This is a genomic window from Glutamicibacter sp. NPDC055354 (assembly GCF_053644955.1).
Map to the genome: position 1 here is coordinate 107,129 of NZ_JBSHMB010000002.1, position 13,990 is coordinate 121,118.

Annotated in this window: 14 protein-coding genes and 2 pseudogenes; 7 read left to right on the forward strand and 9 right to left on the reverse strand. The window is 57.0% G+C overall.

Annotated features, from left to right (window positions below):
* Positions 1-88 precede the first annotated feature (88 nt).
* The 5 genes and pseudogenes from ACWICV_RS10720 to ACWICV_RS10740 all read right to left on the reverse strand — a co-directional run.
* A complete protein-coding gene (locus tag ACWICV_RS10720) occupies positions 89-355 on the reverse strand; it encodes a hypothetical protein (protein ID WP_400291409.1) in 267 nt (88 codons plus the stop codon).
* A gap of 279 nt (positions 356-634) precedes the next feature.
* Positions 635-1,030, reverse strand: coding sequence for a hypothetical protein (locus ACWICV_RS10725; protein ID WP_013350275.1), 396 nt, complete (start codon positions 1,028-1,030; stop codon positions 635-637).
* Positions 991-1,917: a hypothetical protein gene (locus ACWICV_RS10730; RefSeq protein ID WP_400291407.1), complete on the reverse strand. Its 927-nt coding sequence runs from the start codon at positions 1,915-1,917 to the stop codon at positions 991-993. The genes ACWICV_RS10725 and ACWICV_RS10730 overlap by 40 nt, the downstream gene beginning before the upstream one ends.
* A 124-nt stretch (positions 1,918-2,041) precedes the next feature.
* A pseudogene (locus ACWICV_RS10735) lies at positions 2,042-3,330 on the reverse strand (IS3 family transposase).
* Between the two features lie 415 nt (positions 3,331-3,745).
* Positions 3,746-3,817: pseudogene (locus ACWICV_RS10740) on the reverse strand (IS3 family transposase); the annotation flags it as partial.
* A gap of 69 nt (positions 3,818-3,886) precedes the next feature.
* On the opposite strand from ACWICV_RS10740, the gene ACWICV_RS10745 reads away from it, so the two are divergent.
* The 3 genes from ACWICV_RS10745 (at position 3,887) to ACWICV_RS10755 (ending at position 5,554) form a co-directional block, all read left to right on the forward strand.
* Positions 3,887-4,195: a type II toxin-antitoxin system Phd/YefM family antitoxin gene (locus ACWICV_RS10745; RefSeq protein WP_400291405.1), complete on the forward strand. Its 309-nt coding sequence runs from the start codon at positions 3,887-3,889 to the stop codon at positions 4,193-4,195.
* A complete protein-coding gene (locus ACWICV_RS10750) occupies positions 4,192-4,758 on the forward strand; it encodes a type II toxin-antitoxin system RelE family toxin (protein ID WP_454091000.1) in 567 nt (188 codons plus the stop codon). The genes ACWICV_RS10745 and ACWICV_RS10750 overlap by 4 nt, the downstream gene beginning before the upstream one ends.
* A 169-nt stretch (positions 4,759-4,927) precedes the next feature.
* Positions 4,928-5,554, forward strand: coding sequence for a hypothetical protein (locus tag ACWICV_RS10755; protein WP_454091001.1), 627 nt, complete (start codon positions 4,928-4,930; stop codon positions 5,552-5,554).
* Between the two features lie 1,380 nt (positions 5,555-6,934).
* Here ACWICV_RS10755 and ACWICV_RS10760 read toward each other — a convergent pair.
* Positions 6,935-7,654: a PaaX family transcriptional regulator gene (locus ACWICV_RS10760; RefSeq protein ID WP_332489148.1), complete on the reverse strand. Its 720-nt coding sequence runs from the start codon at positions 7,652-7,654 to the stop codon at positions 6,935-6,937.
* Between the two features lie 109 nt (positions 7,655-7,763).
* Entirely contained in the window at positions 7,764-8,630 is an 867-nt protein-coding gene (gene kynA / locus ACWICV_RS10765; protein WP_332728464.1) for a tryptophan 2,3-dioxygenase, read from the reverse strand.
* A gap of 152 nt (positions 8,631-8,782) precedes the next feature.
* Between kynA and ACWICV_RS10770 the strand changes: the two genes are divergently transcribed.
* The 4 genes from ACWICV_RS10770 (at position 8,783) to ACWICV_RS10785 (ending at position 12,676) form a co-directional block, all read left to right on the forward strand.
* A complete protein-coding gene (locus ACWICV_RS10770) occupies positions 8,783-9,466 on the forward strand; it encodes a CE1759 family FMN reductase (protein WP_332489150.1) in 684 nt (227 codons plus the stop codon).
* Between the two features lie 236 nt (positions 9,467-9,702).
* Positions 9,703-10,488, forward strand: coding sequence for a 2-oxo-hept-4-ene-1,7-dioate hydratase (hpaH, locus tag ACWICV_RS10775; RefSeq protein WP_400291398.1), 786 nt, complete (start codon positions 9,703-9,705; stop codon positions 10,486-10,488).
* Positions 10,473-11,282 carry an aldolase/citrate lyase family protein gene (locus ACWICV_RS10780; RefSeq protein WP_402474268.1) on the forward strand — a complete coding sequence of 270 codons (810 nt, stop codon included), beginning with the start codon at positions 10,473-10,475 and terminating at the stop codon, positions 11,280-11,282. Before hpaH ends, ACWICV_RS10780 begins: the two co-directional genes overlap by 16 nt.
* Positions 11,283-11,344: 62 nt before the next feature.
* Entirely contained in the window at positions 11,345-12,676 is a 1,332-nt protein-coding gene (locus tag ACWICV_RS10785) for a cell division protein PerM (protein WP_286172070.1), read from the forward strand.
* 18 nt (positions 12,677-12,694) lie between these two features.
* On the opposite strand, the gene ACWICV_RS10790 is transcribed toward ACWICV_RS10785, so the two are convergent.
* Positions 12,695-13,333, reverse strand: coding sequence for a hypothetical protein (locus ACWICV_RS10790; protein WP_332489152.1), 639 nt, complete (start codon positions 13,331-13,333; stop codon positions 12,695-12,697).
* Positions 13,334-13,438: 105 nt separating this feature from the next.
* The gene (locus ACWICV_RS10795; RefSeq protein WP_454091002.1) at positions 13,439-13,969 is read right to left on the reverse strand and encodes a DinB family protein; all 531 of its coding nucleotides are present in this window, start codon (positions 13,967-13,969) and stop codon (positions 13,439-13,441) included.
* Between the last annotated feature and the right edge of the window lie 21 nt (positions 13,970-13,990).

Consider the following 13,990-nt stretch of genomic DNA (forward strand, 5'->3'; position numbering starts at 1 on the left):
GGACGGCACGACGCAGATTGGGGGACTTCGGAAAGGTATGGATGACTCTGGGGGCCGACACCCGTCATTGGTATTTTAGCTAAATTTCTTAAGTTTCCACTCGGGTCCGTAGCTGCTCTTTGGTGAAGTTGATACCGGCACGGGAGAGCAACTGCATGCGTAATCCGTCGATGTTCCAGCTCACCCATCGGGCGAACTTGCGTGATCGGCTCAACGCGAGGGAGAAGTGGGTGTAGTCGATGACGGGAGAGTCGTCGAGCTGCACTAGATCTTCGGCAATCTCGGAGTTGGCGGTGGGGAGGTCAAAGGCCGTGGTGAGGAAGTGCAGGTGAAATCCCGCGGACTCACTGGACAATTCTTTCTACCGACTCATGGATGGCACGTGCGATTTTCTGGATTCGGCATTAAACATGGAAGCATCCTGCAAAGACCGCGGGATGCTTCCATGCGAAAGAGTCTGTTGAGACATGAACAATCATAGCCACTGTCGTTGCAGATGAGGTCTCTCCCTCATGGGGATTCAGCAATCCTGGACGGCTCCGACGATATCAACCATCACCAGCACCGCGACAGAAACCTCAGCCGTGTGATGCAGACTATCAGAATAATCAGGGGTTTGACCTCAGACTTTTCTCTATAGTTCGGTTACTCTCGCTATTTCATCAAACTTGATGGTGACTGACTCCGCTGATCCATCACTTATCATCAGATCGGCTGTCTTCTCAAACGAATTCCAGCGTGCCGTCACTTGGACAGCACCGACAGATTCCAAAGCCACTGTCCCAGACCCGTTGGAAGATGGAATGCTCACTTCATGGCCGTTGACCGTTACTGAAAGGTTCGCAGGAACTTTTACGGTAAAACAATCATTTTTTGCACAAACATCCATGACGGCATCCACAGATAGTGACTGGGATGTATCTGAAGTTGAGCAACCAGCTGCGATCAGAGCAAATGATGCAAGGGCTAATCCCTTTGCCCAGGTGCGTCCTAGCATCGGTAAGACCCGGCTTGGCTTGATTTCTGCCATAGATTTGAGCTCGTATTCCATGAGATTCCGATTGAAGACTTACCTATACTAAAACCGGTCAGCTTTGTAGAGTTCCAAGAATGCCCATATTTCGCAAAAGCTTGAAGGCATTTAGTTGAACTCGTGGTTAGCGTATAGGTCAAAGTTCCTTTATATGTAGGACTGTGTCCGTAAAGCGCGCCGTAGCCCCAATCCTGGAACGCCCAACCCGCACCATATTGATTGTTGGTTTCCAGCCATCCAGTTTTCTCACACTTGTTATAGCTGTTGCACCCCACAAAGGAAACACCCTTGTTGGTGACGGCGCGGTTGAACGTAATTGCTAGCCCGTCGGGTCCACCGATCTGAGATTTGCCGCGTGGACACTCGGAAAAGGGTGCATTCTTCCAATTGTATCGAGCATACGCATAAATCTTTGTCCCAGATTTTACAATCTGGGGGCGAGAAATATTTATGTCACCTGCACTCGACGAAGGCTTGGTAACACGGCACCCGAGCTTGGCCGGTTCAGCTACCCCAAGAAGAAAATCGCTGGGTTTTACTGTCACTGGGATTGTCGCCAGAGTTTCTGCCGGCTCCGAAAGGCCCAGCTCATTCATCTTGGCTGACGTTAGCTGATCGAGAGTTACCAACAATGACACTTCACTGCGGAATGCCTCCTCTTCAGCACTCGTACGGTCGTCTGCACTGAAAGGTACAATCACCCCGTTTGATAAAGTGATCGTCTTCGGTGACGGATTGTCTTTCAGAAGAGACGCAGATTCGGCTGCTGGAATAGGCGAAGCGCTCTTGACATCGCTTAGGTTTAGATCCGTATCTTGTGATGCGTAAGAAGGCATCGCAGCCATGGTCAGCGCCAATGTCAGCCCAGAGACAAGCATCGTCATTAGTCCCTTCAAAGGGTCCTCTTTCAATTAATAGCCAATTCCAAGTAGGGACCACGTCCGCTAGTGCAAGTTCTGACTGCAGGTGGCGCCTCGGAATACGAACGTATTTGAACCGTCCCGGAAATCATGCCGCCGTCTTATGTGCGGCTGCGTCGGGTAACGAGCCTGTCATTTCATCATAGTAGGCTCGCTCAAATTCCTCTGGAGTTTGGTGATCCAGCGAGGAATGCAAGCGATCATTGTTGTACCAAAAGACCCAGCCGAAGGCGACCTCAACGACGTCGGATTCGGTCTTCAACGCACCAGTACGGAACGGTGAACCCTTGGCCACGGCCTCGTTCTTGAACAAGCCCATCACCGTCTCCGCTGCGGCATTATCGTAAGCGTCGCCGACACTGCCAATCGACGGAACCAGCCCCTCAATTTCCAAAGTGTCGCTGTACCGGATCGAGGTGTATTGGCTTCCCGCGTCCGAGTGATGCAAAAGCCCCTTGTCAACCGGCCTATTGCTGTGTTTTCGGCGCCACAGGGCCATTTTCAGGCACTGCTCCACGAAAGCGGTGTCTTTCACAGTGGAGGTTTCCCAGCCGACGATGGCCCGCGAATACAGATCGATCACCAACGCCACGTAGACGAACCCGGAATACACCGGCACGTAGGTGAAGTCCGTGACCCAAATCCGGTTTGGTGCCTCTGCCGTGAAGTCTCGGTTCAGCAGGTCACCGGCCCTGCGTCCATCCTTGCCAGGGATCGTGGTGCGGGTCTTGCGGCCCCGGATCATGCCGTTCATGCCCTCGTCACGCATGAGCCGGTCAACGGTGTGTTTGGAGACCGCGGGGAAGCCGTTGCGCCGCAGCCAAGCGGTCATCTTTCGCCGGCCATAAAGGATTTATGGCTTCGGTCTTCCTTTAGCGTCTAACACTTTGAGGCTGCGTAACGTGTCAATGACCTTCGCATCTTCAACTGCTCGCAGGGCCGGAGGCCTTGTTTTCCAGGCCCGGTAGGTTCGTGCGGCAACCTGCACGCCCTGCTCACGCAGGACGGCGCAGATCGACTCGACCGCATGACCTTCGGCCCGCTGCTCATCAACGAATCGGCAGATTGGCGGCGGCGAGGGTCGAGTTCCCTCGCGAAGAAAATTGAGGCAGCTTTCAAGATTTCGTTGGCTTCCTTCAAATCCCGATTCTCCGCCCGCAACGCCTTGAGCTCATCGAGTTCGGTAGTGGTTGGGCCGTCCTTCTCACCGGTGTCGGCCTGGGCCTGGAGCACCCAGCGACGCAATGATTCGGGACCGACATCCAGCTTCGGAGCCAGGGCCTTGCACGCTGCATAAATGGAAGGGTACTCGGAGAGCCGGTCCACAACCATCGCTACGGCGCGTTCACGAACTTCGGCAGGGTATTTCTTGGGCATGGTTGCTATCTTTCTCTCGAAAGACAGCGGCATCAAATCAGGGACGGTTCAACATCGTGACCTGCGGTAATCGCATTGATTGGTACCGCTGGCGTGGCCAGGACGGAAAAAACGTGCTTTGCTTCGCCAACAAGGGAGAAGCCAACATAAGTAAGTACAACAATGTTCGCTACCTCTGCCCTGGCGCAAATCGTGGTCAGACCCGGTACTACTACGGGAACCAGCACTACTGGAGCACCTTGCGCGGACCGGTGTCGAACCACAATACTTGCTACTCATTTGGCGATTATGCTGTTGCGGCCAAGGGTGTAAGAATTAGTTAATTTCTGTGCCGCATTCCTTTTGAAGGGCGGGATTAATGTACGGGATATGAAATTGGTCCCGAAAATTGGACTAGCTAAATCATGGTCCCGCATTAGGCCGTAAGGGCATGGCATCGATATTCCATCGGCGCCATGCCCTTCAGTCGTTCCTGACGCCGTTTTTGACAAAACTTCCGCTACTCCCGAATGGAAACCCCTAGAAAATCTAGGTAGAAATCTATATAGTTTTTCATATGACTACTTTGAGTATCACCGAAGCATCACGTGCGGGACTCTCTGCGCTTGTCGCCGCCGCCGAAGAGGGCCGGGATACCCCTTTGTCGCGCCATGGCAAGGTCGTGGCCGAAGTCGTTTCCGCGAAGGAAATCGCTCAGCTGCGCCATGACCGGGATACTCTTCGCGATGCTGCGTTGGTGATGGCACGCTTTGCCACTGATAGCGGCGTGCGCACGACGCTCGACCATGCGATGGAATTCTTTAATTTGAACCGCGCAGAGCTTGAGGCGGAAAACGCCGAAGAAGCCCAGTCTGATAATTCGTGAATCAGCCTCAAGACCGCCTGTGCATCGTCCGGCTAACTGAAGACGCAGTATCTGACCTGCATCGTCTTCACAAAAAGGATCCACAGATCGTGCGATCCGTGTTCAAGAAGATGCTGCTACTCGAAAAATCTCCTGAGGCTGGCGAGCCCTTGCTCGGTGCGCTAGTCGGTTTCCGCAAGTTGGTCGTTGGCGATCGCGACTGGAGAATCGTATGGCGCATTACCGAAGACGCATCCGGCCGCCCAATTCTTGATATTTCCGAGGTCTGGGCTGTTGGCGCCCGTTCGGATGGCGAGGTCTACGATGAGCTCACCTCACGGGTCGCACGCATGGGCGATGACCCGAAGATTCAATCGCTCAAAGACGTCATTGTCCAGATGGGAAGGCTCTACGAATCCGTTGAAGCCACACCTGAACCCGCACGGGGATCTGTCTTGCCCGAATGGATGGAAGCTGCGCTCATGGAACAACTTCATCTGTCCACACAAGAGATTTCAGGACTGAGCGAACAGCAAGCCCAGCAAAGACTCATGCATCATTGGTCCCGCAACTCTGACACCTAACCCGTCCGCCGGCACCGCCGGGCTCAGCGGCAACCGCATGGACCCGAACGGCTGAAGATTTCCGGTGATACTCTCCCACCGGCAATGAAATATCGTTGCCCGCACTACTCGAATTCCAGGCTGCCTCAGCCGCAAGCCCACACTGTTCACTGTGTTGTAGCCTGGAGCCATGGTTAGCTGGAAAGTATCCAGGCATCCTGAATGGGACCAAATGCATCTTGCCAGTCTGACTGCCCGCGAGATCACTGACCTGTGCCATCGTGGTGCAGCAACTATCCACTACCACCTGCAGCGGCGTGAGCACTATGAACCCGGTTTTCGTGGAAAACATGAAGCAGCACTGGCAGTCAGGGGACCGGACCGTCCGACGGTCAGATGGCGCAAGAAACTTGCCGAAGTCCTGGAATTCCAGAAAACCCACAGCCGGCTCCCGCACCACGACGGGGAAGAAGCAGAGTCACGGATGCACCGGTGGGTGCTCGAGCAGCGACGAGCCCACCGCAACAACTCAATGTCTATCCCTAAGAGCGTTTTGTTAGAGGACCTCACAGGCTGGAATATCGATGTGCACCAGCAGGAGCTGGATGAGGCCTGGCGGGCACGGCTGACCTCGCTAATCGAATTCGCGGCTACCTATCATCGGACGCCGAGGTATCAGAACTATTCCTCGGAGGCCGAGCGGATCCTCGGAGTCTGGCTTCATGTCCAGCACCAAAGGCGAGCCGAGGGCACGATGCTGCCGTGGCGTCTGGAGATGATGGATACTGCGTTCCTTCATTGGCAGAGCCGGATGTGACTACAACGTGTGTGATCAAATAAAAGTAGGCCACTTCAGCACAAAAGTAGGATGGTTTGTAAAAAGTAAATAGCCGACGGTAGCGCGATTCGCCGCCAGAAATAGAACTTTCTCTGACCTCTGACCCGTTCCATTCACAGCAAACATCCGACGTACGTAGGCGCGGGGTATTGCAATGGTTAAAAGCCATTACATCGGTTCGCATGTGGCAACTGGCAAGGATTCTCACCCGAAGACTTCGGGTCTTGCGGAAGCTTCGCCATTGTTTTGCAAACGGTATTTACAGGACGTCGAGATCCCTCGCATCGTATATTCGAGGGATTCGGAAACCACCCCTTACGATTGGGGTGTTTTCGGTCCCGCGAAATGAACCTATCTAACCAAAACGTTCGGCTGGAGCCTTCCAGCCGAACGTTTTGTACGATTTGCTGATAATGCTCAAACACTTATGTCTGTGGGAAGACCCAAAATCTATGAGGGGTTGATTAGTAGCTTTTGGGTATTTCTAGCCTTACACCTTTGCCTTTCGGGATTGTCGTAAGGCTACGACGGCCCAAATTAGTGCTAAAGCAGCAAGCGCGACACCTTGCCAAAACGCATTGGTACTAATCTGCCAGATTCCGATGAGAAGAAAGAGCGCAGAAAATACCCAAGCAATAAGGGGTGAAATGGAACTTTTGTTCATTGAATATTCTCCTAGCCGCAACTCCAGAGAGTCACTGAAACTCCTAGTATTGTAATCCCTAGAGGACCGCCGGCAATAGCTCCGAGCCAAGTCACACCTAGCCCTGCAGCGCACTTACGCGCTTGGGGCATTTGAGCAGCAGTGGGCTTAAACCCTGTGTATACGTAATTTTTGCCCTTGTAGGTAAAGCAGGCTGTAGATGATGAGCAATAGCCTTTGTATTCCTTATAAATAGCCTTACCACATCCGCAACCAACGGTGCAGATCTTTGATTTTGGGACGGAAACGCACTTTTTAGGAGAGCAGACTCGTGTGAGTTTGTTGCCTCCCACGATTACGCCACGTGCAGTTGATCCCACCTCTACTTCGCTTAATACCCGCATGCTGGTTTCCGGCTTGTCCGTGGAAGATGCCTGGGCGTCCACAGCAGTGAGAAATGACAGCAACAGGAACATTACGGTGAAAGCGGAAAATAGAGATAAAAGTTTTCTTAGCGCACCAGACTGCCTTCCAAAACTAGAATCGCGGATGCGCGGGGAGCGATCTTGACTAATTTACATTTTCCCTCATTCAGTTCGACGAAGATCAAGTTCTCATCTTACCGACTAGAGGTTATGCTCCTTCAGCATGGCAGGCCAGGGGCTGGACTACCCTGGTCCGCCTGCTCCGTATGGAGAAGATGAACCAGTCTGGAACTAGGAAGCCAGAAGCGAGCGTGCGAAGAGCAAGGCCGATTCCTGGAATGCGGTGGACAGTGCCAAGAAACGTTCCCTGCTCTCATCGCCAGGCCAGTGGGCGGGCAGCATGAACTCCGGCAAGCCGGGGTCAAGGTAGGGCAGAGCACGCCATGAATCGACCATCGTGACATACCCCCGATAAGCACTGGGCGGAGCAATGTCGCTGGAATCCAGGGAAGCGGTGCTCTCCAGGAACGCTCGATGCAGCGTGCCCAGGCGCTCAAGATCCCACCACTGCCCGGCAGCCTGCTGCGGTGTTCCGGGGAAGTATGGTTGCTGGGCGGTAAAAAGCGTCGCGTGTTCCCTGGCTCCCAGGGCATTGAGCACCGCCGATACTTCCTCTCGCAGGTACTCGGGGAAAATCCATAATCCGGAGCCGAGCGTGCCGCCGCCAAGCTGCAAGAAATGCTTGCGTACCTGGTGGCGCAAGGAGCGCAAGGTCTCCGGCAGCGAGTAGGCCACCAGGCACCAGGGATCACTGCCTGACATTTGGCGCGGGGTGAATATTCTTCTGGTGCCACGCTCGAACATTTGTTGCGCCGCGCTCGAAACGCGCAAGGTGGAAGATTGCGCTGCTTCCAGCACTTCCCGGTCAATCAGTCGGGAGATGGCGGTTTGCGCCGCAGGGACCGAAACTCCGGCAGCATGTGCCAGTTCCACTATTCGGGTGCGCGCCACCGGAGTTTTCTCATGCCGTATATAGAGGCCGGTAATTGTGCGGATAATCGAGGTGGCGCTTCCGCATCTCGCCTCGAAGTCATCGAGGCTCAGAGCCGTGAGGGAGGTGCTACTTGCCAATTTCGGTACGCACCGCGAACAGCTCTGGGAAAAAGGTCAGGTCCAGGGCGCGCTTGAGGAAGTCAACGCCCGAGGAGCCACCGGTGCCGCGCTTGAATCCGATGGTGCGCTGGACAACGCGCATATGGCGGAAGCGCCATGCCTGGAAGTTGTCCTCGACGTCTACCAGGTCCTCGCAGGCTTGGTAGAAGCCCCAGCGGGTGTCCTCGGACTCGTAGATATCCTTGAATATTGGCACCAGTGCCTCCTGGAATGCCCAAGGCTTGGTGAAGTCCCGTGAAAGCACGTCTTCGGGAATGTCGTAACCGTGGCGGGACAGGGCGGCCAGGAACACATCGTAGAGACCTGGCTCGTGAAGCAGTTTGGACAGTAGCTCGTGGGCCTTTGGATCTGCCTCGTGGACCTTGAGCATGCCTTCATGCTTGTTGCCCAGAATGAACTCCACGGCGCGGTACTGGAAGGACTGGAAACCGGAGGAAGAGCCGAGGAAGTCGCGGAACTGTGCATATTCGCGCGGCGTCAAGGTCGCCAGGACCGACCACTGCTCGGTCAGGGTCTTCTGGATGTGCTTTACCCGGGCAAGGCATTTCAGGGCCTTGCCGAAGTCATCGAGGCCCAGCAGGCGGCGAGCCTCGAGGAGTTCATGGAGCATGAGCTTGAGCCACAGTTCGCTGGTCTGGTGCTGGATGATGAAGAGCATTTCATCGTGATGCTCGGGAACGCTGACCGGATGCTGTGCTGACAGGATGCGTTCCAGATCAAGGTAGCTGCCGTAGGACATCGTGTTTTTGAAGTCAGTGCGGACGCCATCTTCAATTGCGCGCTGATTCTCGGTCTGTGGCTTCGGAGTGCTCATATGCAGATATTATCAACAAGATTGCGACCGTCACAATAGTGAAAAACTGAATTGAGCTGACGAGGCGAAAAGAACTGCCGATGCCGGGAATACGTCCGCCGACCCCGCTGTTGATACATGCATACGCATATAAATAGTGAAAGGCAAGAACAGTGAGCAAGTCAGTAGTCGTCATCAGCGGTGGGCTGGGAACCCCATCGAGCTCCTCGCTGCTGGGCCGGCAAATCGGAGAGAATATTGCCGCGCAGCTAGCTGCCGCCGGCGTGCAAGCCGACGTGAGCAATATCGAACTGCGTGAGCATGCTGGTGAAATCACTAATAATATGCTGACCGGTTTCGCCGCCCCGGGCCTGCAAAAAGTTATCGACGCAGTGGTGAATGCGGACGTGCTCGTTGCCGTCACCCCGGTCTTCACGGCCTCGGTCTCAGGCCTCTTCAAGTCCTTCCTCGATATCCTGGACCCTAAATCGCTCAACGGAAAACCGGTCGTGCTCGCTGCCACCGCGGGAACCCAGCGGCACCAGCTCGCGGTTGACTACGCCATGCGTCCGATCTTCTCCTACCTCAGGGCGCAGATCATGCCGACAACGGTTTTCGCGTCTTCGGAAGACTTCGGGGGACAGGGGCTGACTGGCACGCTGGCAGATCGCGCTCGCCGGGTTGCGCGAGAAGTCGTCCTGGCGCTGTCCCTGAACGAAGGGGAATTCTCCGCTGATGCGGATTTGGGGGATACCCGTTCCATCGCTCCCTCGGTCAGCGAATTCGCCGACCCCGATGATGAACTCTCCTCACTGCCCTTCGAAGCGTTGCTGGCAAACCTCAAATCCGGATCCTGAGTCGGCCGTTCCGCCAAGTTGGGCCCACGGCCATGCACCCGCACCGGGGCGCATGGCCGTGGGCCAAATCTTTTGCGAAAAGGAGCCCGAAAGGCCACGAAAAGTCGAGCAGAATGTTAGTACGATGTGCCTTCAATCTCGAACCTCGGTACGATCAAGAACCGTGAGCTAAGTCATCTCCTCGAGATGGCGGCAGCCCCAAGAGGTTTGAACAGTAGTGAAAGGTGTAGCCGTCGATGCTATCCGAGGAAACAATCACGGCCATTGCCGATGAGCTGGTCCAGGCCGGCGAGACACGGACTCCCGTGCCGCGTCTGACCGCACGCTATCCAGAAATGACGGTAGAAGATTCCTACCGGGTCCAGAACCTGTGGCGCCAGCGCTCCGAAGCCGCTGGCCGCGTGCTGGTCGGCCGCAAGATCGGGCTGACCTCCCGCGCCATGCAGATGGCTACCGGAATCACCGAGCCTGACTACGGAATCATCTTCGATGACATGGTCTACGACTCCGGCGCGAAGCTGAAGTGGGAAGACTTCACCGGTGCCCGCGTGGAGATGGAGCTGGCCTTCAAGCTCAAGAAGGACATCGAAGGCCCGCGGGCGAACATTTTCGATGTGCTCGAAGCTACCGAATACGTCATCCCCGCTTTGGAAATCCTCGATGCCCGCGTGGAGATGGAAGGCCGCACCATTGTGGATACCATCAGCGACAACGCCGCCATGGGTGCCATGGTGATCGGCGGCAACCCGGTCAAGCCGGAGAACATCGATTTGCGTTGGGTTTCCGGGATCTTGTTCAAGAACCAGACCGTCGAAGAAACCGGTGTCGCAGCCGGTGTGCTGAACCACCCTGCCGCTGGCGTGTACTGGCTGGCCAACAAGATTGCCCCGCACGGCGACAAGCTCAAGGGCGGGGAAATCATCCTGGCCGGATCCTTCACCCGCCCGATGTGGGTCAATGCAGGGGATACCGTCTTTGCCGACTACGGACCGCTAGGAACTGTGACATGTCATTTCGAGTAGAAGCGGATCCGTCGCTGAAGGATGCGCTCAAGGACGCCGACCACTCGTTGGCAGGCATCTGGGTCTGTTCGGCTTCCCCGCTGATCGCTGAAATCTGCGCAGGTGCAGGGTTCGATTGGTTGTTCATCGATGGCGAGCATTCGCCCAACGACCTGCAGAACATCTTGGCCCAGCTGCAGGCCGTGCGCAGCTACCCGGTCGTTCCAGTGGTCCGCCCTGCGGTCAACGATCCGGTGGTGATCAAGCAGTTCCTGGACCTGGGCGTGCAGTCACTGATCATCCCGATGGTCAATGATGCCCAGCAAGCCGCCGCTGCCGTCGCCTCCTGCCAGTACCCGCCTAAGGGCGTACGCGGTGTCGGTTCCGCCCTGGCCCGCTCGGCTCGCTGGAACCGCATCCCCGAGTACCTGACCCGCGCTGATGAGACCATCACCATCATGGTTCAAATCGAAGCGGATGAAGCGGTGCGGAACGTCGAGGAAATCGTTGCCACCGAAGGTGTTGACGGGATTTTCATCGGTCCATCGGACCTGGCCGCCTCCATGGGCGTCATCGGCCAGCAGAGCCACCCGGACGTGGTCGCTGCGGTGATCAAGTCCATCAATGCCGCCAAGGCCGCAGGCAAGTATGCCGGGGTCAACGCCTTCGACCTGAAGAGCGCCCGCGAATACATGGCCGCCGGCGCGGATTACGTCGGCGTGGGTGCCGACGTGGCACTGCTGGCGCGTGCCACCGAAGCACTGGCTGCAAGCTTCAATTCCGAGGCCCAAAGCGCTGCTCCGGACAGCTATTAGCCCAGTGTTCTAGGCAACCCTTCAGGTCAGCATTGCGCGTCGATCGAGGCCGGTCGGCGCCAATGATGGCAACATTGAAGATGATGAGCCGCGAAAAGAAACCCATGAAGGCAGTGATGTTGCGCCTGCGCAACGGCTGGCCAATGCCCCTGGCGTTGCAGGGGGTCTTCGAGATACTGCAATCCGTGGTCTTTTGCCTTGCCCTGATCACCCTGCCGCTGGTCGCCGTCTATTTCAGCGGAGGCTTCCTCGAAGACTCGTTTGAGGCCATCTTGCAGTTCGGCGGCCTCATTTGGCTGCTTATCCACGGCGTGCCGGTGGAGATCCTGAATCTCGGCCCCGAAGCTGACCCCAGTTCAGTGACCGGATGGGTCACGCTGATCCCGTTGGGACTATCGCTGTTGCCGTTCTTGTTCTGCTTGCGTGCAGGACGGCGCATCGCTCGCGCTTCCTACACCGACCAGCTCTGGCAAGGGCTGCTCGGCGCCTTCGTGGCCTACGGGGCCATCGGTACCGGTATCGGGTTCCTCGCCAATAACGCGCATGCGCGGGTCAATATCATCGCGGCGACCTTCATTCCGCTGATCATCGCGCTCGTGGGCCTGATCATTGGCGCGCGGCGCGAAGCAGGCTCCTGGGCTCGCCTTTTCGGTGTCGATACGGCCGCCTATATCCAGCGGATCTCACCGCATCGCCGCTGGGCCGGATCCTACGTATGGCATGTGATCGTGGCCGGGTTCCTCGGCTATGTCGCTGCCGTGGGAATCTCCGGATTGCTGCTGGCCATCAACCTGGGCGTGCACTGGACCGACGTCGCCAACGTGTCGCAGGAGCTGCGCCCCGGCCCGATCGGCTCGGCCGCGCTGACCACGGTGCAGCTGTCCTTCATCCCGAACGCAGTGTTCTGGGTCTTGTCCTGGATCAGCGGCGGCGGTTTCAGCATCGGTACCGGCAGCACCCTGTCCACCTTGGAAACCACGGTGGGTCCGCTGCCGTCGATTCCGATGCTGGCTTCACTTCCTTCAGGCGAGATGGCCCATCAATGGCTGTTCCTGCTGATTCCCGTGGCCGCGGGCATCGTGGCCGGCTGGTACTTCTTGCGCGTTGGCGAGAACCACCTCGAAGACTGGTTTGCCCGTCGCATTCCGTTCAATGCCCTGTCGCTGGCGGCATCGACCGCGTCCTTGGCGGTCTTCACCGGCATTGTCTGCGGGCTGCTGAGCCTGATCGGTTCCTGGCTGTCATCCGGCTCCCTGGCCATTGGGCGACTGGTAGAGATAGGCCCGAACATGTGGGCGACCGCAGGTGCCTTGGCACTGCAAATCGGTGTGGGCACCGCGATCGGCTACTTGATTGCCCCGCTGTTCGAGACCGACCCTGTACTCGAAGGCTAGAGGCTTGCCGCTGTTGGCCTAGGTCAGGCTGGCCAGGACCAGCGGATCGCCATCGGGGCGGTTGATGGTGATCGTCCCCAGCGCACTGGCAGTCGACTCCTCCATCACCAGCAGCACCGAATCATTCTCGGCAACTACCTGGATATCCTCGGCTTCAAGTTCGGGATGCTCGGCGCGAAGCTCGGAGATGGAGTTCTCCACCGTCACGTCGCTGATGCCAGCCGGCATCAGGTAGGTGACGGTCTTGAAGCTGTTTTCACCGCCATCGACCTTGAGCGGAATACCGTTCTGGACCACATAATCCATCGTCGGGCAGGTGGTCCCGGCGATCTCGTAATCGCCATCTTCTTCCACGGGCTTGGGAACGGCGATCATGCACAGCTGGCCTTCGCTGCCTACTGCGACGTAGTGCCTGCCGAAGTCCGAGGTGGCCAGCAGGTGGCGAGTTTCCGCGTCGTAGGACTCGGTATCCTCAAAGCCTTCGGGAAGCTTGTCTTCATCATCCTGCGTTTGCACCAGAAGCGGCATGTATTCTTCAGCCGATGGGACTGGAGCAGCGGATTCACCGGTCTCCGGAATCCCGGCAGAACACGCGGTCAAGGACAGCAGCCCGGTGAAAGCCAGTGCAGAAATTTTCCCGAAATATGCCTTGGGCATGACTGCCTGGCTCCTTATGTAGAACTGTTTTCGCGCGTACGCCAAGAAGTCTAGCCAAAGGGCAGTGCACCTGCCATTTGGCCCCTTCGTTTGTGTCGGGCGCGCCTAGCTGGTCTGCGGAGCCAGATCCCACAGATGATGCATGACGTCATGCCAGGCATACTGATTCAGCGTTTCAATGGTAAACGCGGCACCGTTCGAGCGCAGGCCGCGGCGGGAATACTGCGCCGAGTCGATGCTCGACAGCTTCGCGGCGTAGCGGGCGGCGCTTTCGCGCAACAGCTCGGCGACCTGCCCTGCAGGCAGCGAATTGTAGTTTCCCTCGTCGGCGGCCCGGTCCTGGTCCCAGTTGGGGAACGTCGGGTCATCGTGCTCAAGCATCAGGTCCAGGCGCCCGGTCATCACCTGCAGCATTTCGGCGACGTGGGCCACGTACTCCTGGTCGCTCCAGCGGGAAGGGTTCGTGCGGGTCTGGGCATCGGGGCGCGCGAGCACCTCGATGTAGCGGTCCACGCACACCGGAAGCTGGGTCATGGCATCGCCGGGCGAGATGCCGCGCACATCGACGGCGCACTGCGCGCACACCGCGTCCAGGACAACGGTCCAGTCCTTGCCGTCGGGAACTATCTGGCTCATCAACTTCTCCACTTCGAATGG